Origin of the sequence: Marisediminitalea aggregata, from assembly GCF_900129565.1 — a bacterium.
Taxonomy (GTDB): Bacteria; Pseudomonadota; Gammaproteobacteria; order Enterobacterales; family Alteromonadaceae; genus Alteromonas; species Alteromonas aggregata.
On the sequence record NZ_FQWD01000003.1, the window covers coordinates 418,888 to 444,420 of the forward strand.

At 48.9% G+C, this 25,533-nt stretch carries 20 protein-coding genes; 8 read left to right on the forward strand and 12 right to left on the reverse strand.

From position 1 onward, the window contains the following. Positions 1-9: 9 nt before the first annotated feature. Positions 10-1,386, reverse strand: a complete 1,377-nt coding sequence (gene cysS / locus BUB81_RS09855; RefSeq protein ID WP_073322145.1) for a cysteine--tRNA ligase — start codon at positions 1,384-1,386, stop codon at positions 10-12. A 167-nt stretch (positions 1,387-1,553) separates the two neighbouring features. Between cysS and BUB81_RS09860 the strand changes: the two genes are divergently transcribed. From BUB81_RS09860 to BUB81_RS09890, 7 genes are all read left to right on the forward strand, one after another. Beyond that, complete coding sequence (locus tag BUB81_RS09860; RefSeq protein ID WP_073322148.1) at positions 1,554-2,048, forward strand: peptidylprolyl isomerase; 495 nt, start codon at positions 1,554-1,556, stop codon at positions 2,046-2,048. A 70-nt stretch (positions 2,049-2,118) separates the two neighbouring features. After that, on the forward strand, positions 2,119-2,844 hold the full coding sequence (lpxH, locus tag BUB81_RS09865; protein ID WP_073322151.1) for a UDP-2,3-diacylglucosamine diphosphatase: 726 nt from the start codon (positions 2,119-2,121) through the stop codon (positions 2,842-2,844). 227 nt (positions 2,845-3,071) lie between these two features. Next, positions 3,072-4,655: an alkaline phosphatase gene (locus BUB81_RS09870; RefSeq protein ID WP_073322154.1), complete on the forward strand. Its 1,584-nt coding sequence runs from the start codon at positions 3,072-3,074 to the stop codon at positions 4,653-4,655. Positions 4,656-4,669: 14 nt separating this feature from the next. Next, positions 4,670-6,580 (forward strand): alkaline phosphatase, encoded by a 1,911-nt coding sequence (locus tag BUB81_RS09875; RefSeq protein WP_073322157.1) that lies wholly within the window; start codon positions 4,670-4,672, stop codon positions 6,578-6,580. A 90-nt stretch (positions 6,581-6,670) separates the two neighbouring features. Beyond that, positions 6,671-7,402 (forward strand): hypothetical protein, encoded by a 732-nt coding sequence (locus BUB81_RS09880; RefSeq protein WP_175555795.1) that lies wholly within the window; start codon positions 6,671-6,673, stop codon positions 7,400-7,402. Positions 7,403-7,566: 164 nt separating this feature from the next. Continuing rightward, entirely contained in the window at positions 7,567-8,220 is a 654-nt protein-coding gene (locus tag BUB81_RS09885) for an OB-fold-containig protein (protein ID WP_073322163.1), read from the forward strand. A 77-nt stretch (positions 8,221-8,297) separates the two neighbouring features. Continuing rightward, positions 8,298-9,020: a substrate-binding periplasmic protein gene (locus BUB81_RS09890; RefSeq protein ID WP_073322166.1), complete on the forward strand. Its 723-nt coding sequence runs from the start codon at positions 8,298-8,300 to the stop codon at positions 9,018-9,020. 53 nt (positions 9,021-9,073) lie between these two features. Here BUB81_RS09890 and BUB81_RS22480 read toward each other — a convergent pair whose 3' ends face one another. Together BUB81_RS22480 and miaE are read right to left on the reverse strand one after the other, a co-directional pair. Then, complete coding sequence (locus BUB81_RS22480) at positions 9,074-10,387, reverse strand: methyl-accepting chemotaxis protein (RefSeq protein ID WP_073322169.1); 1,314 nt, start codon at positions 10,385-10,387, stop codon at positions 9,074-9,076. Between the two features lie 229 nt (positions 10,388-10,616). Next, the gene (gene miaE / locus BUB81_RS09900; protein WP_175555796.1) at positions 10,617-11,390 is read right to left on the reverse strand and encodes a tRNA isopentenyl-2-thiomethyl-A-37 hydroxylase MiaE; all 774 of its coding nucleotides are present in this window, start codon (positions 11,388-11,390) and stop codon (positions 10,617-10,619) included. Between the two features lie 249 nt (positions 11,391-11,639). Here miaE and BUB81_RS09905 point away from each other — a divergent pair, with 249 nt between their 5' ends. After that, positions 11,640-12,239 carry a Yip1 family protein gene (locus BUB81_RS09905; protein ID WP_073322172.1) on the forward strand — a complete coding sequence of 200 codons (600 nt, stop codon included), beginning with the start codon at positions 11,640-11,642 and terminating at the stop codon, positions 12,237-12,239. 81 nt (positions 12,240-12,320) lie between these two features. On the opposite strand, the gene purF is transcribed toward BUB81_RS09905, so the two are convergent. The 9 genes from purF to BUB81_RS09955 form a co-directional block, all read right to left on the reverse strand. Beyond that, positions 12,321-13,841 carry an amidophosphoribosyltransferase gene (gene purF, locus BUB81_RS09910; RefSeq protein ID WP_073322175.1) on the reverse strand — a complete coding sequence of 507 codons (1,521 nt, stop codon included), beginning with the start codon at positions 13,839-13,841 and terminating at the stop codon, positions 12,321-12,323. A gap of 13 nt (positions 13,842-13,854) precedes the next feature. Further along, complete coding sequence (locus tag BUB81_RS09915; protein WP_073322178.1) at positions 13,855-14,343, reverse strand: CvpA family protein; 489 nt, start codon at positions 14,341-14,343, stop codon at positions 13,855-13,857. A 392-nt stretch (positions 14,344-14,735) separates the two neighbouring features. Beyond that, the gene (locus BUB81_RS09925; protein WP_073322184.1) at positions 14,736-15,335 is read right to left on the reverse strand and encodes an SPOR domain-containing protein; all 600 of its coding nucleotides are present in this window, start codon (positions 15,333-15,335) and stop codon (positions 14,736-14,738) included. 18 nt (positions 15,336-15,353) lie between these two features. After that, a complete protein-coding gene (gene folC / locus BUB81_RS09930) occupies positions 15,354-16,598 on the reverse strand; it encodes a bifunctional tetrahydrofolate synthase/dihydrofolate synthase (protein WP_073322187.1) in 1,245 nt (414 codons plus the stop codon). Positions 16,599-16,617: 19 nt separating this feature from the next. Beyond that, entirely contained in the window at positions 16,618-17,463 is an 846-nt protein-coding gene (accD, locus tag BUB81_RS09935) for an acetyl-CoA carboxylase, carboxyltransferase subunit beta (RefSeq protein ID WP_073322190.1), read from the reverse strand. Positions 17,464-17,631: 168 nt separating this feature from the next. Further along, on the reverse strand, positions 17,632-18,420 hold the full coding sequence (truA, locus tag BUB81_RS09940) for a tRNA pseudouridine(38-40) synthase TruA (RefSeq protein ID WP_073322193.1): 789 nt from the start codon (positions 18,418-18,420) through the stop codon (positions 17,632-17,634). A 102-nt stretch (positions 18,421-18,522) separates the two neighbouring features. Further along, positions 18,523-19,929 carry a M28 family peptidase gene (locus BUB81_RS09945; protein WP_073322198.1) on the reverse strand — a complete coding sequence of 469 codons (1,407 nt, stop codon included), beginning with the start codon at positions 19,927-19,929 and terminating at the stop codon, positions 18,523-18,525. A 136-nt stretch (positions 19,930-20,065) separates the two neighbouring features. Next, the gene (locus tag BUB81_RS09950; protein WP_084526425.1) at positions 20,066-21,034 is read right to left on the reverse strand and encodes a nucleoside hydrolase; all 969 of its coding nucleotides are present in this window, start codon (positions 21,032-21,034) and stop codon (positions 20,066-20,068) included. Between the two features lie 310 nt (positions 21,035-21,344). Next, complete coding sequence (locus BUB81_RS09955; protein WP_073322201.1) at positions 21,345-25,214, reverse strand: FimV/HubP family polar landmark protein; 3,870 nt, start codon at positions 25,212-25,214, stop codon at positions 21,345-21,347. Between the last annotated feature and the right edge of the window lie 319 nt (positions 25,215-25,533).

A 25,533-nucleotide genomic window follows, 5' to 3' on the forward strand; every position in this document is an offset into this window, starting at 1 on the left:
AAAACAACGTCACTGACGACGCCAGGTAGTGCCCTGAGCACCATCTTCCAACACGATCCCCATGGCCGTAAGTTTGTCGCGAGCCGCATCGGCAGCGCCCCAATCTTTGGCTGCGCGAGCATCATTTCGGGCTTTGATCAGCGCTTCAATTTCAGCCGCGTCATCATCGCCACCTGATTGTAAAAACGCCTCAGGGTCACGCTGTAAAAATCCGAGAATGCCGCCGATTCCCTTCAAAACAGCCGCCAACTTGCCGGCTTCTTCGGCATTGTCTTTTTGCTTGTTCAGGTCGCGAGCAAGGTCGAATAACACCGAATAGGCTTCCGGAACATTCAGATCATCGTTCATCGCCGTTTCGAATCGCGCCAGGTAACCACCGTAACTTAAGTCTGTCACACTGTTCACATCGACACCGCGCAATGCCGTGTACAAACGCTCCAATGCCGACTTGGCCTGGTCGATGTTGTCCTGCGAGTAACTCAACTGACTGCGATAATGGGCCGACATCAGGAAGAAACGCAAAATCTCTGCATCGTGTTCAGCCAGTACGTCCCGCAGCGTAAAGAAGTTGCCCAGCGACTTGGACATTTTCTCGTCGTTTACCTGCACCATGCCCGTGTGCATCCAGGTATTTACATACGGCGTATCGAATGCACAGCAGCTTTGTGCCACTTCGTTTTCATGGTGAGGGAAAATCAAATCTGAACCACCGCCGTGGATATCAAAATGCTCACCCAGGTGTTTATGGTTCATTGCGCTACATTCGATATGCCAGCCCGGACGCCCCTCACCCCAGGGTGATGTCCAGCTTGGCTCGCCTGGCTTTGCGGTTTTCCACAACACAAAATCCAGCGGATCGTCTTTACCCTGCGCAACTTCAACACGGGCACCGGCCTGCAACTGCTCCAGGTTCTGACGGCTTAACTTGCCATAGTCATTGTATTTACTGACATCGAACAGCACATCGCCGCTCTCCGCCTGATAAGCAAACTCTTTATCAATAAGGCGTTGAATAACGTCGATAATTTCGCTCATATGACCGGTAACGCGAGGCTCTACATCGGGCTCAAGTAAATTCAGCGCCGCAAAATCCTCGTGCATCATCCCAATCGTGCGTTCAGTCAGTGCTTCAGCCGATTCGTTGTTGGCATTGGCACGCGCAATAATTTTATCGTCCACGTCGGTAATGTTACGAACGTATTTCACATCGAAATTTAAGTGGCGCAGGTAGCGCACCAGTACATCAAAGCTCAAATACGTTCGGGCGTGACCCATATGAGACAGGTCATATACAGTTATGCCGCACACATATAATCCCACCTTCCCTTCAACCAGCGGCTGGAAGCGCTCTTTCTGACGGGTTTTGGTGTTAAACAGCTGCAACATAACGGTAGATTCCTCAATATCCTGAAATTGGTGCCGAAGTTTAGCACTGTCGTGAGGCAGTTGCTACGCTTTAACGGGGCGGGCGTGGATAAGGTCTTTTAGCCTCGCGTCAATTGGGCTACTATTGCAAACACTGATTCAGCGACACAACAATAAGGTTAACTACTATGGTGACGTTAAAAACAAATCACGGCGACATTACCCTGGAATTATTTGCCGACAAAGCACCTAAAACCGTTGAAAACTTCTTATCTTACGTAAAAGACGGCTTCTACGACGGTACCATTTTCCACCGCGTAATCGACGGTTTTATGATTCAGGGCGGCGGTATGACGCCGGATATGGAACAGAAAACCACCAAGGATCCTATTGAAAACGAAGCCAACAACGGCGTTGCTAATGCTGCAGGCACCATTGCCATGGCCCGTACTAACGATCCACACTCAGCTACCGCGCAGTTCTTCATTAACGTGAAGGACAATGATTTCCTTAATTTCAGCAGCGAGTCTATGAACGGTTGGGGCTACTGTGTATTTGGTAAAGTGACTGCTGGTATGGACGTAGTAGAAAAAATCAAAAATGTGAAAACTGGCAACTATGGTTATCACCAGGATGTACCGGTTGAAGCAGTAGTCATTGAAAATGCGGTCGTCAGCGAATAAGATGCTCGCCCATTGAATAGTGTAAGGGAGTCCAATGACTCCCTTTTTAATGCCAACAGACTGATTTTGCATGCCATTTACCTACTTCATTGCTGACATCCACTTAAGTGCAGAACGCGAGGACATAACCCGGTGTTTACTGGAGTTTCTCGCCAGTGATGCCGTTCAGGCAGAGGCGCTTTATGTGCTGGGTGACTTGTTTGAATTTTGGTTAGGCGATGACGATGTTACCCCGCTGTCAGAGCAAATCGCCGCGGCATTCAACACGCTGTCCCAGTCTATCCCTGTGTATTTTATTCACGGCAATCGCGATTTCGCCATTCGTCAGGGCTGGGCGAACAAGGCGGGTATGACACTGTTGCCCGAACAACATGTAATCGACTTATACGGCGAACCAACGTTGATCATGCACGGTGACGAGTTGTGTACACTGGATGTGGAATACCAGAAGTTTCGCAAGAAAGCCCGTGGATGGTGGTGGCCACGACTAGTGGGCTCCCTGCCCCTTTGGTTACGACGTAAACTGGCCGAACGTGGCAGAAAAACCAGTCAGAAAAATCAGCAAAAGCTCACGGCTGAGATCATGGATGTCACACCTGAAGAAGTTGAAAAGGTGATGCAGAAACACAATGTTGCCAGACTGATTCATGGTCACACCCATCGCCCCAATATCCATTCGCTTACCGTTAACAATAAACCTGCGCACCGCATTGTGCTGGGCGACTGGTACACCCAGGGCAGCGTATTACGCGTCAGTGCCGTCGACGTGAGCCTGGAAAAACGCCAGTTCAATTAACGCCCTCTGTCATAAATCTGACAAGCTTCAGTAAGATTTCTGCAAGCAAAACTTCACAATGTTATAAATTAACATTCATAAAACCCCACTAGGCTACTTGCATTCGGATGCCAGACCAAGGTACTGATTTGCAATCACATCTACCTGTGCATTTCCGATGTATCTCGTTTAAGCAGCAACTAAGCTGCAAAACATAAAAATTAAAAGTCACTATTGGGAATATCACAATGAAACTGAACTGGAAACTCACTGCCAGTGCTGTTGCTATGGCTGTATCTTCAGGGCTACATGCTGATGTTCTGCCCACACACCAGGCAGAAAGTGCGTGGTTTACCGACGCGCAATCGAAAATCGAACAGAAGCTCGAAGTAAACAACAAGTTCAAAGCAAAAAACGTTATCTTATTTGTAGGCGACGGCATGGGCGTTTCAACCCTAACTGCAGCGCGTATTCTGAAAGGCCAGAATGCTGGCGAGTTGGGTGAAGAAGGCTACCTGACGTTTGAAGAGTTTCCTCACTCTGCGCTGGTGAAAACCTACAACGTTGATGCGCAAACACCCGATTCAGCGGGTACCATGACGGCCATGATGTCCGGCCTTAAAACCGACGTGGGTGTCATTGGTGTTGATGAAGACATCGAACGTGGCAACTGCGCCACTGTTGCTGGTAACGAAGTCGTTACCGCATTAGAGCTGGCTGAAATTAAGGGCTTGTCTACCGGTGTAATTTCAACTGCCCGTATTACGCACGCAACGCCTGCTGCGACCTACGCCAAATCCGCTGACCGTAACTGGGAAGACGTTTCGGATATGCCAGAAGACGCTATTACTGCTGGCTGTACTGATATTGCCGACCAGTTGGTAAACTTTGAAAGCAACCTTGAAGCGCGTTTTTCAGGTATCGACGTTGACGGTATCGAAGTCGTTATGGGGGGCGGACGCCGTCACTTCCTGCCGAAAGACGAAGCATTTAACAGTGCTGATGCAGTGAGCAGTGTTGAAGGCGACCGTACAGATGACCGTGACCTGACCAGTGAATGGCAGCAAATGTACGAAAACGGGGTATACGTTATCGATCAGGCGGGTTTTGACGCGATTGATACTGAAACCACAGAACGCGTGTTTGGTTTGTTTAACGAATCACACATGCAATACGAAGCTGACCGCGCCAATGACATTGCGGGTGAGCCTTCCGTTGCCGAGATGACCGAAAAAGCCATCAATATTCTGGATAACAACGACAAAGGCTTCTTCCTGATGGTTGAGTCTGGTCGTATTGACCATGGTCACCACGCTGGCAGCGCGTATAACGCCCTTACCGATACGCTAGCCTTCGAAGCTGCAGTTAAGGCCGCTTACGAAAACACCAACCCGGAAGAAACCCTGATTTTGGTCACCGCTGACCACAGCCACGTATTTACCATTGCTGGTTATCCAAAACGCGGTAACCCGATTCTGGGCAAAGTGGTAAATGTCGGTTCAGACGAGCCAGCTACTGCCGCTGACGATATGCCGTACACCACATTAGGCTACACCAACGGTTTAGGTCATCAGAATCTTGGCACCGAAACAGACGCCGATGCGGTTTATGCCTACGATGCCAATACCGGCCGGGTTGACCTTACTAACATTGATACCACCGCTTCAGGTTATCACCAGGAAGCATTAATTCCACTGGGCTCTGAAACCCACGCGGGTGAAGACATCTCTTTGCATGCAACCGGCCCTGGCAGTCAGTTGGTACAAGGTGTTGTAGAGCAAAACGTGGTATTCCACCTGATTAATCAGGCTTTGGATCTGGTAGAAGAATAAGCGGAGTTATAACCATGAATTTATTTAAGCTAAGTGTTGTTGCCGCTGCCGTAATCGGTTTAAGCGCATGTTCATTAGACGGTGACGATGGTCAGGATGGAGCAAATGGCGTAGATGGCGCTGACGGTGTATCCAGCCTGGTAGTGCAAACCCAACTGGCTGTCGGCGACGCCAACTGCCCTAACAGCGGTGTTCAAATCGACTCTGGATTAGACAGCGATGGTGATGGTGCCCTGTCTTCATCTGAAATCAGTTCAACCAGTTACGTCTGTGTTCCACCGGCCTCTTCAGTAGACTCTTCAGAGTTGCTGACCTCGTTAAACAATGACTGGTTTGTTGAAGCCGCAGCGGAAGTAGAAGCCAATAAAACCGTGTGGTTGGAGGCAACCGGCGCGCTGTCGACCAACAGCCTGAACAGCAACAATGTGGTGGTTACCAGCAAGGCTGACCTGGAACGCACAGTCACGTCACTGCGCGGACAGGCAAAGAACATCATCTTGTTCATCGGTGACGGCATGGGTATTTCAACTGTGACGGCCGCTCGTATCCTTGATGGCCAAATGAAAGGCCTGGACGGTGAAGAGAACAAACTGAGCTTCGACCAGTTCCCGTTTGCCGGTTTATCTAAAACCTATAACGTTGATGCACAAACACCAGATTCAGCCGGTACCATGACAGCGATGATGTCGGGCCTTAAAACCGACGTGGGTGTCATTGGTGTTGATGAAGACATCGTGCGTGGCGACTGTTCAACCGTTGCGGGTAATGAATTGGTTACTGCGCTGGAACTGGCGGAAATCGCGGGTAAATCTACCGGTGTCATCGCTACTGCCCGTATTACCCACGCAACCCCGGCTGCCACTTATGCCAAATCTGCTGACCGCAACTGGGAAGATATCTCAGATATGCCGGCTGAAGCGGTAGAAGCAGGCTGCAAAGATATCGCCGACCAGTTAGTTAACTTCGAGGCGAACCTGGAAGCCCGTTATGACGGTCTGGACGTGGACGGTATTGAAGTCGTAATGGGTGGCGGTCGTCGTCACTTCCTGCCTAAAGATGCCAGCTTCAACAGCCCGGATGCAGTAAGTGCCGTTGAAGGTGACCGCACTGATGGTCGTGATCTGACAGCAGAATGGGCAGCCATGTATACCTCGGGTACCTACGTATTCGACCAGGCTGGTTTTGACGCTATCGACACGGAAACCACCAGCAAAGTGTTTGGTTTGTTCAACGAATCACATATGCAGTACGAAGCCGATCGCGCAAACGATGTGGCGGGTGAACCATCACTGTCAGAAATGACCGAAAAAGCCATTCAGGTGCTGGACAACAACAACGATGGCTTCTTCCTTGTTGTAGAGTCTGGTCGTATCGACCACGGTCACCACGCAGGCAGTGCATACAATGCCCTGACTGACACAATTGAGTTTGCCAATGCAGTAGCAGCCGCTGACGCAATGACCAGCGATGACGATACGCTCATCATTGTAACCGCTGACCACAGCCACGTATTTACCATTGCGGGTTATCCGAAGCGCGGTAATCCAATTCTGGGTAAAGTCGTTAACGTGGGTTCAGACGAGCCAGCGACTGCGGCTGACGACCTACCCTACACGACCCTGGGTTACACCAATGGTTTAGGCTTCCGCAACTTAGGCGACGAAACTGATGCAGACGCTACGTATGCCCTTGCAGAAAGTACTGGCCGTCAGGACCTGACTGATGTTGACACCACCGCCTCGGGTTACCACCAGGAAGCCCTGGTACCTCTGGGTTCCGAAACCCACGCCGGTGAAGATGTTGGTATTTATGCCAAAGGCCCTGGCGCCTGGTTAGTGAATGGCACCAATGAACAAAGCGTGATTTTCCATGTTATGGATTACGCGGGTGACATCATCAACCAAGCTGAGCAGGCAATGGAATAATCCAGCGCTAAGTAACAAACAAGGGTTGTCGCTTAGCGGCGACCCTTTTTGCGTATTTAACGACGCATCCCATAAGTAAATTAGAGACAAATGATGTACAAAGCACTTGTTTTAATGACTACCCTTGGCCTGACTACCAACGCGGCAATTGCCAATACTTGTGAAAGCCAGTCCGCCACACTTCAGGCAGAATATAAAATCCATACTCACTCGGCCAACAGTGACAAGACCAAATTACTCAACTTATGGAGACAACCTAACGTGGTTGCCCATGAGTATCCGCAAACCCGGATCACCGAAACCTGGGAACATGTGCAGCAACGCCTGATAAAACCCACGCGCTACTTTGATGCGCATAACCGCGCGATTGAATATCAACCTGGCGAGTCGGTGCACGGCAAAACGGAAACCAGCTGGAGCTATCGCAATCAACTGTTCAGTGACAGCCTGCTTGCCAGTATGGAGCCAGGTAAAACGGTAGGCGAAGGTTGTGAGCGAAGCCAGACATATACATTAACGAAAGGCGACGCTACCTGGACCCTGATTTGGCTCCCGGAGTTATATATAGCCCGTTCGTTTAAGGTACTCTCACCGTCACAGACCGTGGAATGGACACTCACCAAACTCAGTTTTGACCCGGCACCTATCGACGCGTTCTTCGCCAAACGTTTTACCTATCAGACAACAGATTTTGCTGATATTGGTGACGATCACACCGATCCGTTCTTGACGAAAATGGTGCATCAGGGCTTTATCGAGAAAGGCGCTTCCGGCTACTACAATACCGATGGCGAGGCGATTGGCAGTGGTCACCACCATTGAGATAAATTGGGGTATTACAGACGGTTTATACCACCGTCTGTAAAAACATACCTATTGCCAACCTGTCACCGCTGGCGAGATGCAAAATATGTGTTATAAAAATGTAGGTAACACGCTGCGTTATAGCAGCACATCACTAACACCGTGCATCAAGGAAGGTGATAATGGCGGTTTGGTTGCTCTCTCCAGAGAACTTTTTGTATGGATCTATTCTGATCATCCTCTTCGTGGTCATGCTCTTCGAGTGCGTAGGGTTATTGTGTAAAACCGATCTATTTGGTTTATTTGATCAACACCAGTTTGGCCTGCTGTCTTCAAAACACCCTCCTCCGGAACATTTAACATCTTACTGGTATTCAGTTTCAGGTAGCGGCTGGCTATTGCTCTTTTTGTTTCTTTTTAGTCTACAGGGACTGGTTTATCAGTTCGGATTCCGTCGCTATGCCGACGTTATGGTCTCGGAGTTCTGGATATTTGCTGTGAGCGGCGCGTTGAGTATTACCATAGTGAGCGCGCTATTCTTTCGACTTCAATTTGTTATGCGTAAAGCTCTGGCCGCACAGACCAATTCAACACTAACCTCTACGGAACAGCACGAATTATCTGGCGCGGTAGCACAAATCATAACTGCCGCGGAAGCGAATAATACAATGGCGGACGCCATTGTATTGGATCATCAAAAACATGAAAAACGAGTGAAAGTGAAACCACTTGAGTCCGGTGAGACGTTCAATGCCGGGGATAAGGTCATCTTAATTCATCAGGGGATGAGTTGTTGGCTCGCATCACGCCGTAAAGACACTCCTAAATTAAACTAATGACTATTCGAAAAATGACCCGCTAAGCACTACAATGAAAAGGCTAAATAGTATTCTTAACCAGTGTCAGGGTTACTTTGTTTCGACTTCAATTTGTACTTATTGCAAGTACACTCTTTTCTGCGAGTCTATTCGCAAATCAGCAAGTGGATTGCGTAACTACGCACTATCCGCCATACACTGTATTTACCGAGGACGAACCGCCAACTGGCCGCGACATCGGATTACTGCGGGCGTTGTCAAAAGCAATGAATTGGGATATCGAATTTATTGATATCCCTTGGGGACGACTTAAACGCTCTATTCATACCGAGCCATTTCAGTGTTATTTCTCATTGGCCAACATTGAAGATCGCAGCGAGTATTTGCAATTTTCAAAGATACCGCTTCACACAACACAATATGCTTTGTTTTACCGTTCAGGTATCCCGGAAAAGCAACTGCACAACTGGACCAGCTTGCGTATTGGCGGTATGCGTGGGATCAGGATTTCTGAGAAGTTTATTGCCGAATACAATATTGAACCCAAGGATCTTGTCTACCTGGACTCCAATGAGAGTTTGGTAGACATGCTGAAACTGGGGCGGATCGATGGGTTTGTTACGAACCGTGTAGTAGGAAATATGCTAACCCGGCATGAACAAGGTATCGATTCGTTTGTGATCTCGTCGCTGGACGTACCGGTTTTTCTCGCTATCGACAAGTCCATGCAGGTTGATATGGAAAAGGTGGACGCTGTCTTAAACGACCTGATACAGGCGCAACAAAAAGTGATGGCCAGTAACGAAACAGCGCACTGACCATTACATGGTCAGCGCGCCGTCTTTTCAAAGATGGGCGTAAAAGGACGCGATTAGTGTTGAGTCAGCTGCGACACTGCGCCTACTACCAGCTCTGCCCCATCCTGAATTTCCTGTATAACCGCCTGTGTGTCTTTCAGTTGTTGTAATGCTTCCATTGCGCTCTTTCTGCTGGCATTAATGGAGTCAACCGCCGCTTCAGCCAACTGACTGTTTTCAGCTACCACGTTAACAATTTCATCTGTCGATTTGGTTGTTCTGAATGCAAGCTCGCGAACTTCATCAGCAACAACGGCAAATCCTCGTCCCTGATCTCCGGCCCGGGCAGCTTCAATGGCAGCGTTCAATGCCAGTAAGTTTGTTTGATCAGCAATGCCGCCAATAGCCTGAATAATTTTACTGATTTCCTGAGACTGCTTGTTCAAGGCATCAATACTTTCAGATGCTTGCGACATTTTGTCTACCAGCGCCGACATCATATCGCCTGTTGACTGCATTAACGCGTGTCCACGTGTTGAGCTGTCTCCGGTTTGACGAGAAGTTTCATATGCCATATCTGCCGCTTCCGCAACACGACGTTCCTGCATTACCTGTTCGGTTATATCGCTGGCAAATTTCACACAACGGGTCAGTTCTCCGTATGCATTAAAAATAGGGTTGTACGAACCTTCCAGCCAAATTTCGCGGCCTTGTTTGTCGAGGCGCTTATAGCGCGAAACAAAGAACTCACCGCTCTTGAGTCGTTTCCAGAAGTCTGCATACTGTGCGCTCTCCGCCTCTTCACGGGTACAGAACATGCGATGGTGCTTCCCTCTGACTTCATCCAACGAATAGCCCATGGTTTTACAGAAATTCTCATTCGCGTCCAGCACAATACCGTCGATTGTGAACTCAATCACAGCCGTGGAGCGTTTAATGGCTTTGATCATGTTTTCATTTAAACGGGAAGAGTTGATGGTACGCGTGAGGTTGCTGGCAAATAAATCGATGGAGAAAACATTGCCGTTGGGGTCACGAATGGGCTGCATAATCACCCTCAACCAAAGATGTTCAGCAGTACCGTTGTCTATTTCAACCGCGCCAGACCAGTGCAATTGCTCTGTGATTGCTCGTTGTAACTGCTTAAAGTGCTCAGTATTTCGCGCTTTCGGCGGGACTAAGTCAACGAACGGAATACCTTTAAGCGTGTGTTCTGGTAATCCGGTTTCACTCGTGAACAACTCGTTTGCGTCGGTTAACTCACCTTTCGGATTCATCGACACATGCAGCATTTCACTGCTAACACTATCGAAGATCTGTTTAAAGGTAGACAGTTCCCCGGACACTTTTTGCAGCTTGTCGGCAAGCGCCTTGCTTTTTGAAAACATTCAATCGCTCCATCGATAATACAGGGTAAGAGGTATCCTAATTATCGCTATTATTATCTTGTTTGCGTGCTAATGACAAGGATGTCATAGACTTAATTAAATGTTGCCATGAATTATCTGCATTTTAAAGCAAGACTTCAAAAAAATTTATATTTATTAGTTATTTACAATATAACGTAAAGCCCCGATTGAGCTTCAGGGCAAACAGAAGGGACACTGGCGCATCAAATCAAACGGGACAGCCACTGTGGAATTTAAAATCCTGATCGGGCGACGATATCAAATCGGATTCAATGCCTCTGAAGAACGCAACGCGCTCTGATATATCTTTACCAGCTATCTCTTCAGCCAGTGTCAGATAGTCCTGATAATGACGCGCTTCTGAGCGTAATAAAGAGATATAAAAGTCACCGAGAGGTTTATCTACGTGAGGGGCCAGCACAGCGAAACGTTCGCAGGAACGCGCTTCAATGAACGCACCACAAATCAGCTTATCGATCAGCGCGGCCGGTTCGTGAGTTTTTACGTGTTGAAGTAAGCCTCTTGCATAGCGGCTTGAGCTGATGGTGTCGTAGGTAATACCATAACCTTCCATGATTTCCAGTACCTGATAAAAATGATGTAGTTCTTCTTTTATCAACAATACCATTTTGTCGATCAGGTCCTGACCATAAGGCGTACCCGATTTCGGTATCATGGATTTAGTCAGCTTTTCGTGATTCGCCAGCGCTTTCCAGTCGCCCACCTTGCGATAGGTAAAATCTTCAAACGGCTTTAACCAGGCCAACAACGCGTCTCCACTTTCCTTGTCTACCGCATAACGACGGATCAAAAACATAGCGGATTGCGCGGCCTTGAGCTCACATACCAGATGATCAAGCAGCACGGTTGACAGGTTTTCAGGTTTAGCAGCTTCAATAACCCAGGCTTCGGGGGTTTCACAGCCTAAAAATGCGTGGATGGGGGCTAGTAACTGTTGCAACGGACTCTCTCTGAACGGCATTCACTTTCTGCGTGAAGTTTATCACAGGAACGAGGTGGTTCTAAGTAGCGAAATACGGAGCTCTGACACTTTGTGGTACCACCTTATTTACGCCGAAAATACACACAAAATTCACGCAGATCATTTTTTAACCAAAACTATTGACTTAAATTTATACTTAGATGAGACTAAATGTAACAATTATGTTAACCAGTTAACATAATAATAAATAATAAGTGGTAACAGCAGATCAACCAGCCGGGAGGCATTATGATCCTAAATCATTTGTGGGGTATTTATACCCACCCTAAAGAAGAATGGGAAACCATTGACCAACGTCACGAAAGCTACTTTTACGCACTCAGTCACATCGCCGTTATTGCCCTGATCCCTGCCATTATTGGCTATTACTCCGCTGCGCATCTGGGTTGGAGTATTGGTGCTGGCGAAATTATTAAACTGACACAGCAAAGTGCGATGACCATGAGCATCGCCATGTATTTCGGTCTGATTGCTGGTGTAGTGTTACTGGCTATTTTAATTCATGAGCTTGCTAATGCATTCGATGCCGCGCCAACTTACACCCAGTCGCTTGAGCTGGCAGCTTATACTGCTACGCCTCTGTTCATGGTCGGCTTTGCCGGTTTGTATCCTGAGCTTTGGTTTATCATGGCAGTGGGATTAGTTGGCTTGTCTTATTCGGTGTATCTGTTGTACTCAGGCGTGCCAATTCTGATGCACATCCCGGAAGAGAAAGGGTTTATCTACTCCAGTTCAGTGGTAACCTGCGGTTTGGTACTGCTGGTCATTCTGATGGCGAGCACAGTGATCCTTTGGAGCATGGGGCTCGGGCCAATTTACATGCATTGATGCGCATCTACGATTTTTGCAAACTGCATTAAAAAAGCCGTACTGAGTACGGCTTTTTTGGCTCTGGCTGTTTATTCTGGATTACGAATCCATGTTATGCATTTCCAGGTTTGACAACTCTGCCTGCACTACCGGTGCCTGGCGCGCTTTTTCGCTTCGCGCTACGTCAATGCGTTCCAGGTAAGACTGGTCAACATCACCGGTTATGTAGTTACCGTCAAAGACAGATGTCTCAAAGCGTTTAATTTGCTGATTCTCGTGCTGTACCGCATCAACGAGGTCCTGAATGTCCTGGAAGATAAGACCGTCAGCCTGGATCAGGTCAGAAATCTGGTCGATTTCACGCCCGTATGCAATCAGTTCATTGGCCGATGGCATATCGATACCGTACACGTTCGGGAAGCGAATCTCAGGTGCGGCTGATGCAAAGTAGACTTTCTTGGCACCAGATTCACGTGCCATTTCAATAATTTGCCCTGACGTAGTACCACGCACAATAGAGTCATCAACCAACAGTACGTTTTTGCCTTTAAATTCAGAAGAAATGGCGTTTAGTTTGCGACGCACCGATTTCTTACGCATAGTCTGCCCAGGCATGATGAATGTACGACCGATATAACGGTTTTTCACGAACCCCTGGCGGTACGGCAAATCAAGGGTATTGGCGATTTGCAGCGCGATATCCATTGACGTTTCCGGGATTGGGATCACAACGTCAATATCCAGGTCCGCCCATTCACGGGCAATTTTTTCTCCCAGCTTTTTACCCATGTTTACACGTGACGCATATACTGAAATACCGTCGATAAATGAGTCCGGACGTGCAAAATAAACAAACTCAAAGATACACGGTGATGTTACCGGGTTTTCTGCACATTGTTGCGTGAACAGTTCGCCCTGCTCGGTAACAAACACCGCTTCACCCGGCGCTACGTCGCGAATAAATTTAAAACCGACGGCATCCAGTGCAACACTTTCAGACGCCACCATATATTCGTCGCCCATTTCAGTAACGCGCTTGCCCAGCGCTAACGGACGAATACCGTGGGGGTCACGAAACGCTACCATGCCCAAACCGATTATGGCAGCCGCAACTGCATAAGCGCCGCTGATTTTCTGGTGAACTTTGGTCACTACATCAAAGATGTCTTTTGGTGATACTGTCAGGCCTGTCGTCTTAATTTGCAGCTCGTGGGCAAAAATGTTCAACAGGATTTCGGAGTCAGACGTGGTGTTTACATGACGACGAGCGTTACGTGCCACTTCTTCCTGCAATGTGTGGGCATTGGTAAGGTTACCGTTGTGCGCAAACGCAATACCAAACGGCGAGTTTACGTAAAATGGCTGAGCTTCCGCGGAGCTTGATGAGCCCGCAGTAGGATAACGGCAGTGACCGATACCCATGTTACCCGTCAAACGTTTCATATGACGTGTGTGAAACACGTCTCTAACCAATCCATTGTCTTTACGCAGATTGAACACACCGTTATCGATGGTCATGATGCCTGCTGCATCCTGGCCACGATGCTGTAGCACGGTTAAACAGTCATACAACGACTGGGCGACCGGTGTTTTACCAACAATTCCGACAATACCACACATTCAGGTTACCTATTTAAGCGGGAGTTAAAAAACTGGAGCTGTCTTTTACGTAGCTAAAAAACCACTCAATAATGACTGCAAATTCTGGCACCAATACCGACTCTTCCCACCATGTGGACGATGCGGATGGCGTAAAGGTATCCAGAAAGAATAATAGCGCACTTGCGATGAGAATGCCGCGTAATCCACCGAAAACAGCGCCGAGCGCACGGTCGGTTCCCGACAAGCCGGTAGCTTGAACCAACTGGCCAATTACGTGATTCACCAATGCGCCAAGGATCAAAGTGACCACAAAGAGCACGGCAATAGCGGCACCATTGCGAATAAGTTCATCGTTAATTTTGGTAAAGTACACCGCGAGGTCGGCGTAAAACTGGCTGGCGATAAAGAGCGCGGCAAACCACACCGCTAAAGAGATAGCTTCTTTGACAAAGCCACGCATCAAACTGATCACAGTTGATAGCGCAATTACAGCAATTATTGCGTAATCCAGCCAATTCATCGTCGATATCTTACCTAGTAAGCGTTGCCCTGGGGTAATAATCCACAGCACACCGCGTCGAATTCGCGCGCATTCTACCAGAAGTCAGAATGATTACCAGTGCAGGAATTTTACTCAGCAACAATGTCGGTTGTAGAACCTCTACTATACCGGATTTTTTTCAGTTTTTATAAACACTTATTTGGGGCTGTAGATCTTCACTGTTCACTTTTGCAACAGCCCAAAGGGGTCGTTATGAAAGCATTTTACTCTTTGTCACAGCCCTTTGACGTAGAACAACTATGCCTTCAGGGCTGTTTCGCGATTAAAATGCTTTCATTTAGACCAAAAGCTGTACAGCAAAGACCTACAGGCCCTAAAAATAAACCCGGTGAATACCGGGTTTAATATCCTTAGCTGTTTACGCTAAATGTCGTGACTTTGCCCTTCAGACCGGTCAATTCCTGCAGATGAGGAATGGCCGTCTCCAGCGTACTCTTATCCAAATTCGGTCCAACAAAGACTTTAGTGAGCGGGCCGGAACTGGTGACAATGGGCTTACTGAACGCGCGGTAACCTGCATCTTCTAACTTATCCAGCAACTGCTTTACGTTTTTCTGATGACGAAAGCTACCTAACTGAATGACCCAGCTGTTGCCAGTACTGGCTTCGTCGGGGGCTTCAACTACGGTTTGTCGTGCCAGATCATCATTACCCGCTGAACTGACTTCGGCCGTGACGGTTTCATCTGGTGTGGCTACCTGAGGTTCAGGTTCGTCGTCCAGTGCGGGCTCGTTAACAATTTCTATGGGGCGTTGCGTAGCGGAGGCAACACGCTCTGCGGGAAACGGTTCAGGGTTCACAATGGGCTTTTGATTAGGGGCAGGTGGCACATTCACGAATACGTCCTGATTACTAGTTTTCTTGCCATCCAGCATATCAGGCAAAAAGATGACAGCCACTGCCACCAGTATCACGGTCCCCACTAATCTGTTTTGTAACGCTGACGCCACTACTGCCTCACCCTGTCGTTATTTTAGTATATTGTGCGGTAACGCTAAAATATCTGCAACAGTATGAAACGATCCAACCACTAAAATTAGTGCATCATCAGCCGCCTTGCTTCGTGCGGCATGAAATGCGTCTACAACGTGAGCAAATTGCTGTTGAGACTGTCCGGCTGGAACCGCATTGCCTAATACCTCGGCGGAAAGTCCTCGCGGCCCTTCTGTAGAAGCCAGATACCAATTTGGCTGAAAGTTTTCGAATGGCGCAAGTGAAGGGGCTAACGCTTTATCCTTGAGCATGGCAATGACAATGTGCAAGGACGAAAAGGACTGCTTGTTCAGCCAGGCCGCCAGTGACTCGGTTGCCTGAGGGTTGTGACCCACGTCAAGGTAGGTGTTTGGCTGACTAGCAATAAGCTGCCGGCGTCCGGGCAAACGTGTATTGGCCACCACTTCAGCGATAGCAGCATCGTCGAAGTGGTATCCAAGGTGATGCAGACTGGCAAATGCCGTTGCCACGTTGTTTGCCGGAATGACGGTATCTGGCAAACGGATTTTTCGACCGTTCGGATGCATAAGCAGTAGGCCCTGCTCTACTTCTTCAATCGCGAACTGCTTGCCTTGCCACAGCGCATTAGCCTGCTTTTCTCTCACCGCCTCAACCAACGTGACGGGCGGCTCGGGCTCACCAATAACCACATTACCCGCGTCGCGGATAATGCCGGCTTTTTCGGTGGCAATTTTCTCACAGGTATCACCCAGCCAGTCCTGATGATCAAGTCCAATACTGGTGATCACCGCAATGTCATTATCAACAATATTCGTTGCGTCCAGGCGCCCGCCCAGGCCAACTTCTAAGATCACAACATCGAGATTTGCCTGCATCAGCATTAGCATGCCTGCCAGCGTGCCAAATTCGAAATACGTCAGGCTGGTTTCACCGCGAGCTACCTCTACCTGTTCAAATGCGCGGCAAAATGCCGCTTCAGCAGGTAAGTCACCGTTTACGCGAACACGTTCACGGTAATCCAGTAAATGAGGGGAACTGTAAACACCTACAGACTGACCATTGCGCAGCAGCGCTTGTTCCATAAGTGCACAGGTTGAGCCTTTACCGTTGGTACCACCAACAATAATGACCCGGGAATCAAAGTGAATCTGCAGCGCGTTAGCGACCTGTTTTACTCTATCCAACCCCATATCAATCGTTGTTGGATGAATAGACTCCAGGTACGCTAACCACTGTGAAAGGGAGCGTTGAATTGTCATTGAATAGCGGCTCTGCCTGCTAGTCCGGACGGTGCAGTTTGCTTAATACACTGTGTAATTTGTCACGCATATCGCGGCGATCCACTATCATGTCGATGGCGCCTTTTTCAAGCAGGAATTCACTGCGCTGGAAGCCTTCCGGCAGCTTCTCACGCACGGTCTGCTCGATGACACGAGGACCAGCGAAGCCGATTAGCGCTTTAGGCTCGGCAACATTGATGTCGCCTAACATTGCCAGACTCGCCGATACACCACCCATAGTAGGATCGGTCAGCACAGAGATATACGGCAGGCCCTTTTCACTCAGCTTCGCCAACGCGGCTGATGTCTTCGCCATCTGCATTAACGACAGAAGTGCTTCCTGCATACGCGCACCACCACTGGCTGAGAAACAAATCAGCGGGCAGTTGTTTTGGATAGCTGCATTTACTGCGGCAACAAAGCGCGCACCAACAACCGATGCCATTGAACCACCCATGAACGCAAATTCAAAACTGGCCACAACAACTGGCATGCCTTTCAGTTTGCCCTGCATAACAATCAGGGCGTCTTTTTCGTTGGTGGATTTTTGTGCCGCAGTAATGCGGTCTTTATAACGCTTGGAATCTTTAAACTTCAGAATGTCCTGCGGCTCCAATTCTGAAGCTAGCTCTTTGCGGTCACCCTGATCTAAAAACGCGTCCAAACGTTTACGCGCGTTGATGCGCATGTGATTGTCACACTTGGGACACACTTCCAGCAGTTTATCCAGCTCTTGCTTGTACAGCACAGCCTGACAACTGGTGCATTTGGTCCAGATCCCCTCAGGTACATTACCTTTGGTAGACGTTTGTGTTTTGGGAAGAATTTTTTGAATCCAGCTCATGCCAGAGATTTCCTTTTTTATGCCCGTCACTGCTACGCTTTTTACTGATTTTTAGTGCCAGCCGTCACAGGATTGGTGAATTTTTAACAACTATCGGTTTTACCGAATTATGGCGACATATTAGAGCATATTCAACGCAATAGCGAAAAGTAAAACTGGTCTAAGAAGTTAGTCTGGCAGGAATAACGGACCAAGTGGCTGCTCGGGTAAACCAAACGCATCAGGATAATCCACTTTTACCAGATACAGACCATTTGGCTTCGCAGTTGCCGCAGATAGCGTACGATCGCGACCAGCCAGCAATGTAGCTATCCAGTCAACCGGCTGATGCCCCGATCCTATCTCGACCAGCGAACCAACAATGTTGCGTACCATATGGTGGAGAAACGCATTGGCACTGATATCGACGACCACAAAGGCACCATGGCGCGACACAGTGACGTTGGTAACGTTGCGAAACGGCGTTTTAGACTGGCACAGGGCAGCGCGAAACGCACTGAAGTCCTGCTCACCCAATAAAGCTTGTGCTGCTTCATGCATGAGTTGCTCATTCAGAGGGCGATGTATATGCGTTATACCCTGCTCTAAAATGGCCGGGCGCATTTTGTGATTGTAGATGACGTAGCGATAGCGTCGGCCCGTGGCGGAAAAACGCGCATTAAACTCGTCGGATACATGCACACACCACTTCACCGCCACCGACGAGGGTAAATTAGCATTGACGCCCATAGTCCAGGCTTTGAGCGGACGTACCGCATCACAGTCAAAATGCACAACCTGACCTGTTGCATGCACACCGGCATCGGTGCGACCAGCGCACTGCACTTCTATTGGTGTATTGGCCACGGTAGATAAGGCTTTTTCCAAATGTTCCTGAACACTCGGCACTTCACGCTGGCGTTGCCAGCCGTAATGTTGTGCGCCGTCATATTCAATACCTAGTGCAATTCGAGTCATGTGTGTACAGCAATTATTAAACGGGGGCGTAAGTGTATTATAAGGCGGTAGAAGGGGCAATTTTGCAGGGAAGAAAAGCCCTTCCCTGCGGGTTTTATGTGGTTATTTTCTGAAATCCGTATCGCTGCTTGTCGCAAAGTAGGCAAACAGCGTGTAAATCGCGGTATTAACCTTCAGTGCATCCTGGTCTACTTTGTCCAGAGTGTCGTTTTCGGTGTGGTGAAAATCAAAGTAATCCAGACCATCGGGCGCAAAGTTCACCGCCGGTTGGCCCGCTTTACCCAGTAGACTCATGTCGGACTGACCTTTGGCCGTATTGGTGGAGGCCAGGGCAACCCCCATCGGTGCAATATATTCCGCAAAATCACGTATGGCATTCAGCGCCGTTGGCCCCACGCCAGGCTCCATTTTATAAATTTCGCCATTGCCGAAGTCCCACTCAGCGCCCATGACATGCTGCGACATGTCGTCAGCGTGGCGCTTCACATAATCTTCTGCGCCCACCAGTCCAATTTCTTCTGCCGCGAAGAGTATTACGCGCAGTGTACGAGCCGGACGCTCAGGCAATTCAGCAATATAATGCCCTGCCGCCATGATAATCCCCATGCCAATGCCGTCATCAACAGCGCCGGTACCCACATCCCAACTATCGATGTGTGCACCGAGCGTGACATACTCGTTTGGCTTCGTGCTGCCTGTAACGTCGCCAATTACATTGGCAATGGTCACAGTTTTCCCTGTAGGGCCGCTAGCATTGGTGGTAATCGTAAACGACACGGGTTGGTTGCGTGTAAACATGTTTTCCAGCAAGTCGGCATCCGGATTAGAAATAGCTACCGCAGGAATTTTAGGATGCTTTTCATCGTATCGCATTACCCCAGTGTGGCCGATACGGTCGGTGTCTGTACCCACAGAGCGCATCAAGAAGGCCACAGCGCCTTTGCTTGCCGCTGCAGAAGCACCTGCCACACGGGCGCCAACAGCTTTTCCATAACCGTGGCCGTCGATATGACGTTCCATTTTGTACCCGACGTACGCAATTTTACCCTTCAGGCTACCTGCCGGGGCAGCTTGCAACTCAGCAAGATCCGCGAAATGCACCACCTCTGCGGTTAAGGGCTTGCCGTCGGTACCCACACTGCCACCCAGCGCCAGCCCGACGACTTTATGAGGAAATGGCGCGGTAATTTGCAAGGTTAGGTCGCCGCGTTGCCACAGCTGAGCCTGACTTTCCTCAATCCAGACTTTGTCGAAGCCCAGTGTTTTGAGCTTGTTAACAGCCCATGTTGTAGCGAGATCAGCGCCGGGTGTTCCCACCATACGTGACCCGACTTCTGTAGTCAGGGACTCAATCAACGAATAAGACAGCGTATCTTGCTTTACTTCGGTCTTTATTGCGTCCATTACGGAAATCTGCTTTTCACTCAATGCCGCAAAGCTACTTGCTGAAAAGAGCACGCCTGCCATTCCCAACAGTGCCGCTGCCAGTGGCCGTTTCATTGTTTTCATTTTTGTCATTTACCTTATGCGAAGTTAGCGTTAGCGCGTCAGCATAGTGGTATCAGATCCCGCAAAGAAAACAAAGTATCCGTCGACAACTTTCTGTTGCCATGCGACAGAGGTTTAGCCAGAGCGTCTGCATACTTCATGACTTTGTATTATTCAGCTTCATCACCGCCAAAAAGTCAGCAAACGTTAGCCTGGCATCTATTGAGCGAAATACTCGAATCGGGCGTTCCACCCGTTCTTTTCCATAGCTGCCGTCAGGATTGATGACCCTTGACGCCATTGTGTCACTTTGGCTGCTTTGTACAGACAGAGCACTCAGTGTAACTAGTGGGTGATCGCCCATAGTCAGCGCGCCGCCCATGTCTACAAACGGAGGTAAGTGTGTATATTGTTCATATAGCCAGGTTGCAGTCGGCGATACAGGTTTGAAATCGATGGCCATTTCCGCCACCGAATATTGCATCTGACGGTATGTACTAACCGGAATTTGCCAAATTGGCACCGTGCTCTGTTCAAACACGTACTTTGCCGCGTCGAGGTCGGTCATGAGATTGTATTCCGGCTCTCCCGTCGGATAATCACCACCGCCAATCCATATCAGGGTCATGCGCTGAGCGATTGCAGGTTCAAGTTTTAGTGCTTCGGCAAGATTAGTCAGTGGCCCGCCGCAGGTGAAAAATAAGGGTAAATCACTGTCTTGCATAGCCGCTTGCACAATAGCTTTAGCAGCATTAGATGGTTCATTATGTTCCTGACTATTCAAGTCATAACCCGGGGCAACGGGCACCTCTTTAGTCCCTAGCAAAGCCAGTAACTTATTCGCTTTTTGCGCGCCTGCCACCGCGGTATCCCTATCCCGGTAACTAAATTTCGCTAATTCAGGATCTAAACCCGATACAGTAATTAGCACCGTTTCCGTTTTTTTACTGAGTAACTGGTGGGCTAACGCTGCTAACCCATCCGGATCGCCGGCAAAGTCGTTGTCAACGATCACTCTGGCACTGACGCGCTGTGTAATTTCCCTTTCCCCAGCATTCACCAGCCAACACTGACTCAGTACCAATACAAAAATGGTTTGAATTCCGTATTTACGCAATAATTTCATGATTCAACACTTCTTAAAACAATCAATGAAACCAAGTGTGCGATGGGAATACCCGGCCGTAAAATAGCCATTTTTAGGTAGTGTATACAAACAACCTATACATGGGGTTCTATCAGAAGGCTTTGCAGTGTAGGCCGAATGTAGTTCGGTATGGATTAACTACGGTGAAATGCACCGGCCAGAAAAAAGGCCCGATGCCAGAACGAATCGCGTTCTGCCTTTCGGACCATCTTACATTGTGTGGTGCTGTTTCAGGCAAGTTGTTCAGGGCCTGAGATATTCAGCCTATTTGAACTGCTGCAATGCCCGGCTATGCGCTGAGTGTTTTAAGCAAGCTTTCTGCTTCCGCTTTTTGATTGTCGGAGCCTTTATCCATCACTTCTTCGAGCAACTCTTTGGCGGCTTCCGGGTCGTCCATTTCAATGTAAACCCGAGCTAGATCAAGATTTGCATTCTGGCCTGCGTCTTTGTCGATATCAAATACATCATCGTCGTCGCTTACGCCGCTGAATTCTGACAAACTGACATCTAAATCCAGCTCTCGCTCCGCTTCGTCCTCTTCCGTAGCATCAGACTCAGCCATTAGCGTTTCCACATCCACAAAATCGTCTTCTATAGAAGCATCAATGGGATTATCGGATTCAGCGCTGTCTTCTGCATCCGTTTCGGTCAACGCGTCGTCAGTAACGTCACTCGCCGGTGCTTCGGTTGCTTCTTCGCTGAACAGTGCCTGCAAATCCAAATCCGGATTGTCCAGTTTGAAGTCTTCCAGCGCTTTATCTTCAGGCTCTTCACTGTCGATAGCGCCGAGTAATTCGTCAAACTCACTGTTGTCGAGTTCATCCAGAATAGCCGCTTCTTCGCCGCTGCTACCTTCCGTTAGCCAGTCGTCCAGTCCAGGGACATCTTCGAGTTCATCAATATCGACTGAATCGCGCTGTTCTTTTGACGCAGCGTCTGGCAATACGCCGTCCTGTTCCTGCTCCAGTTCAAAGCTGTCGATTTCTTTCTCAAAATCGTCCAGAGCCTGTCCCAGCAGATCATCATCGAAGCCATCGTCTGATGGTGTTTCGCCCGATTCAGCCTGTTCAGAAAATGACGGGATGTCGTCCATCATTTGCTTGTCGAAATCTGCCAATGCTTTTTCAAAGGCGGCCTCGCCTGTTAGCGCATCGTCATCTACGTCAGATTCAGCGTCTTCAAGACCTTCGTCGGCCAGATCGTTTGTTTCGGGTTCAGTGCTATCTACTTGGGCCTCTGCCTGCTCTTCTGCCAGCGCATCAGCACGGTCGAGTTCGTCGAGCTCTTCCAGAATAGCTTTAGTCAGGTCCTCTTCAGCTTCATCAGCCTCATCAGCCTGATTTTCGGCTTCGGCATCTGATTCTGGGTCAATGTCTGATATTGAATCTGCTTCTGGCTCAGATTCCACGTCAAACTCTTCTGATTCCAGCGCATCCTCAGTTACGTCTTCAGTCTCTGGCAGAGTGTCTGATAGAGCCTCTGCGTCATTGTTGAGTGCGTCCGCGGCGGGCTCTTCTAAGAGCACCTCTTCAGAGAGCTCGTCTTCTGACGCTAATTCATCTGATGTCGCTTCTTCAGCCTGCGCGTTTAACTCATCGAGTAATTCGTCGGTTAGAGCATCGTCATCTGCCAGCTCTTCAGCGTTCTCCGATGTGACCTCGTTATCTGCTTCTACCGATAACGCCATGTCGTCTTCTGATGATTCGAGCTCAGCCAGTAACTCGTCGGTCAGCGAGTCTTCCGGCATGTCATCTTCGATGTTTTCCGGCGCATCGTCCAGTGTGTCGACGGCGTCTTGTTCACTTTCGTCAGCCGATGCTTGGTCTGAATCGGCAAGGTCGTCGGCGTCTTCTAACTCAGCGTCAAGTTCAGCCAGCAGCTCATCGGTTAGCGGGTCATCCAGTTGTGAATCGTCGAAATCGTCCTCAACTTCGACCTTTGCATCAGGATCAACCGTCGCTTCAGATGCTAACTCTGCTTCTGATTCTGAATCTGGTTCAGAGTCTGGCTCTGGCTCGAACTCGCCCAGCTCCTGTAACAGTTCATCGGTCAAATCGTCGGAAACATCTTCGTCAAAACTGCTCTCATCCACATCATCTGCCGGTGCTTCCGGCAATGGCGACACGTCCAGTTCATCGTCTTCTGGTAACTCTGCTTCCAATTCGGCCAGCAGCTCGTCGGACAACGGATCTTCAAACACATCCGCATTCTCAATGTCATCGATATTGATTTCATCGAGGTCGTCAGTAATGTCGTCAATGCTTTGCAGTTTCGATTCTGCTTCGGTATCGGTTTGCTCCTGATTGTCGATGACATCCTCGTCGAGGTCTTCATCATCCAGATCGCCGGCAAGGTCGCCCATCATTTCAATCTGGTCAATTTCGCTGATTATGCTGTCAGTTAAGCGGTCCAAAGCCTGTGACTGCTGGGAAATTTCCTCATCCAGCTTGCCCAGCATCTCTTCGCTAACCGGGCCGTCGTCTACTGGTAAAGCGGCTTTGTCTTCCTCTGTTGGTTGGTTTTCTTCCAACAAATCATCGATCGAAATTTCCGGCTTATCGTCGTCTTCATCATCAACCGGACTTTCAATCGGTACAGCGGCAATATCGTCATCAGACTCATCAAGTTCATCAATGTCTGATTGTGGTTCAATTTCTGGCTCAGGCTCAGGTGCAGGCGCTTGTTCTGCATCCAGCAACGCATCGATATCGTCGATATCAAAATCGTCATCTGCGGCGTTATCAGCCAGGATATCGTCGATGTCATCATCTGACACCTCTTCATTTTCTTCTGTTTTGTAGACCTGTTCAGGATCTTCAAGCAGGGCCGCTAACTCTTCGTCGCTGGTTTGATCTTCTTCCCCTGCCAGTGACTCGCCATCCTCAACATCGTTTAATTCACCTAAGTCCGCAGCCTGTTGCTCAGACTCGAAGTCGTCCAGTAAGTCATCGTCGGCGGAAAGGTCTATGGCATCGTCGTCGGCATCATCGGCAAATTCGTCATCGAACAAACTGTCCAGTTCGTCCTGGTCCAGCTCACTGTCACCTTCCTCAAATGGATCCGAGCCTTCGTCAGGTACCAGCATGTCATCGTTTAGATCAGCAAATGATTCATCTTCATTTAATGAAGACTCCAACTCTGTCGACAGCACGTCGTCGAGTAAATCGTCGTCGTTAAACAACTCTTCATCGGAGAGTTCATTGTCGTCGATATCGCTTTCGATGGCCGTGGACAGGTCAGCAATACTTTCATCGACTTCTGGCGCCGGTTGCTCAGGCAATTTCACCCCGGGTTCAGCAGGTGATGACTTACGCTTCATCAACCATACCGCCAGGCCGGCAATAAATGACAGGCTTAACAAAGCAGTACCAGCGATTAGCGCCATGGGGCTGGTAAGCATGGCCGCGATAGAATTTTCCTGCTCAGCTTGTTTAGCTGCGCGATCGCTCAGCAGGATTTCTTTTAATTCACGTTGAAGTGCCAGTTGTTCTTCGACCTTGGTTTCCACTTCGTCGTCTACCCGACCGCGAAGCGATTCCAAATCGGTATTTATTTTTTCGATACGGTCGTACAGTTTCCGGTTATCGTCGAGTAACGCCTGAACACTGTCGATTGATGCGGCAAACTGATTGCGTAACTCTTCAAACTGACGCGCTTGTGACTGGTCGATTTGCACCAGTTGCTGTTCTAACTCGGATTTAGTCTGGGTCAGATCTTCCTGATTAACAAGCGGCACCGGCGGCTTGAGGTTATTCAGACTATCACCCGGCCGGGGTTCCATTCTCGCCCAGGCGGCGTCATCAGCTTCTGCTTTTAAGCGTGCTTTTGTGGGATCGATTCGCGCGATGTAACGGTCGGAAGGCAGCTTGAGGGTTGCCCCATCTACCATAAGATTTAAATTTTGCTGTTCAAACGCATCGGGATTCAGTTCGTAAATGGCCACCATCACCTGATATATCGTCAGGTTTTGATTTTGACGGTAACGATTAGCAATGCGCCACAGAGTATCCTGAGAGTCAATTGGGCCGTATACCGCACCAGAGAATTGGTCGGTAGCATTTTTTGGCCCACGAAGCGGTGTGGTTTGCGCTGAAACGGGGTCGCTAACAATGCCGCATAGCATTATTAGTAGTAACCAACCCGTTAAATGCAATTTCATAGCGTTCCTTTATGCCCTCAAGCGTCGCGCAGTATCACAGCAAGTCAATCTGCACTCGCGCACTCAGTGTTCAATGAATAACTGAGTGAGTTTGTTGTTATTCTGGCAATCGCCCTGGTTTATTGGGTGGTACAGGCTTCGCTAGCGCCAGCAAATGCCTTTACCTTGCTCTGTTCATGTTTTGGCAGCGTGTTGGTGTATACCATTCACTGCGTTATACACAAAATATAAACCAGTTGGTCGGGTCGATCTAGGGAATGTTGCTCCCAGACAGCAAAAGCCCGAGCCTTTTACCTGTTTGGCTATCACACCAGCCCCC

What these genes read in the sequence shown, in the direction of transcription:
- BUB81_RS09905 (WP_073322172.1), top strand. Translation starts at nt 11,640, where the DNA reads ATGATCCTAAATCATTTGTGGGGTATTTATACCCACCCTAAAGAAGAA.
- BUB81_RS09880 (WP_175555795.1), top strand. Translation starts at nt 6,671, where the DNA reads ATGATGTACAAAGCACTTGTTTTAATGACTACCCTTGGCCTGACTACC.
- BUB81_RS22480 (WP_073322169.1), bottom strand. Translation starts at nt 10,387, where the DNA reads ATGTTTTCAAAAAGCAAGGCGCTTGCCGACAAGCTGCAAAAAGTGTCC.
- BUB81_RS09875 (WP_073322157.1), top strand. Translation starts at nt 4,670, where the DNA reads ATGAATTTATTTAAGCTAAGTGTTGTTGCCGCTGCCGTAATCGGTTTA.
- BUB81_RS09885 (WP_073322163.1), top strand. Translation starts at nt 7,567, where the DNA reads ATGGCGGTTTGGTTGCTCTCTCCAGAGAACTTTTTGTATGGATCTATT.
- accD (WP_073322190.1), bottom strand. Translation starts at nt 17,463, where the DNA reads ATGAGCTGGATTCAAAAAATTCTTCCCAAAACACAAACGTCTACCAAA.
- folC (WP_073322187.1), bottom strand. Translation starts at nt 16,598, where the DNA reads ATGACAATTCAACGCTCCCTTTCACAGTGGTTAGCGTACCTGGAGTCT.
- purF (WP_073322175.1), bottom strand. Translation starts at nt 13,841, where the DNA reads ATGTGTGGTATTGTCGGAATTGTTGGTAAAACACCGGTCGCCCAGTCG.
- truA (WP_073322193.1), bottom strand. Translation starts at nt 18,420, where the DNA reads ATGACTCGAATTGCACTAGGTATTGAATATGACGGCGCACAACATTAC.
- lpxH (WP_073322151.1), top strand. Translation starts at nt 2,119, where the DNA reads ATGCCATTTACCTACTTCATTGCTGACATCCACTTAAGTGCAGAACGC.
- BUB81_RS09955 (WP_073322201.1), bottom strand. Translation starts at nt 25,214, where the DNA reads ATGAAATTGCATTTAACGGGTTGGTTACTACTAATAATGCTATGCGGC.
- BUB81_RS09950 (WP_084526425.1), bottom strand. Translation starts at nt 21,034, where the DNA reads ATGAAATTATTGCGTAAATACGGAATTCAAACCATTTTTGTATTGGTA.
- BUB81_RS09945 (WP_073322198.1), bottom strand. Translation starts at nt 19,929, where the DNA reads ATGAAAACAATGAAACGGCCACTGGCAGCGGCACTGTTGGGAATGGCA.
- miaE (WP_175555796.1), bottom strand. Translation starts at nt 11,390, where the DNA reads ATGCCGTTCAGAGAGAGTCCGTTGCAACAGTTACTAGCCCCCATCCAC.
- BUB81_RS09915 (WP_073322178.1), bottom strand. Translation starts at nt 14,343, where the DNA reads ATGAATTGGCTGGATTACGCAATAATTGCTGTAATTGCGCTATCAACT.
- cysS (WP_073322145.1), bottom strand. Translation starts at nt 1,386, where the DNA reads ATGTTGCAGCTGTTTAACACCAAAACCCGTCAGAAAGAGCGCTTCCAG.
- BUB81_RS09870 (WP_073322154.1), top strand. Translation starts at nt 3,072, where the DNA reads ATGAAACTGAACTGGAAACTCACTGCCAGTGCTGTTGCTATGGCTGTA.
- BUB81_RS09860 (WP_073322148.1), top strand. Translation starts at nt 1,554, where the DNA reads ATGGTGACGTTAAAAACAAATCACGGCGACATTACCCTGGAATTATTT.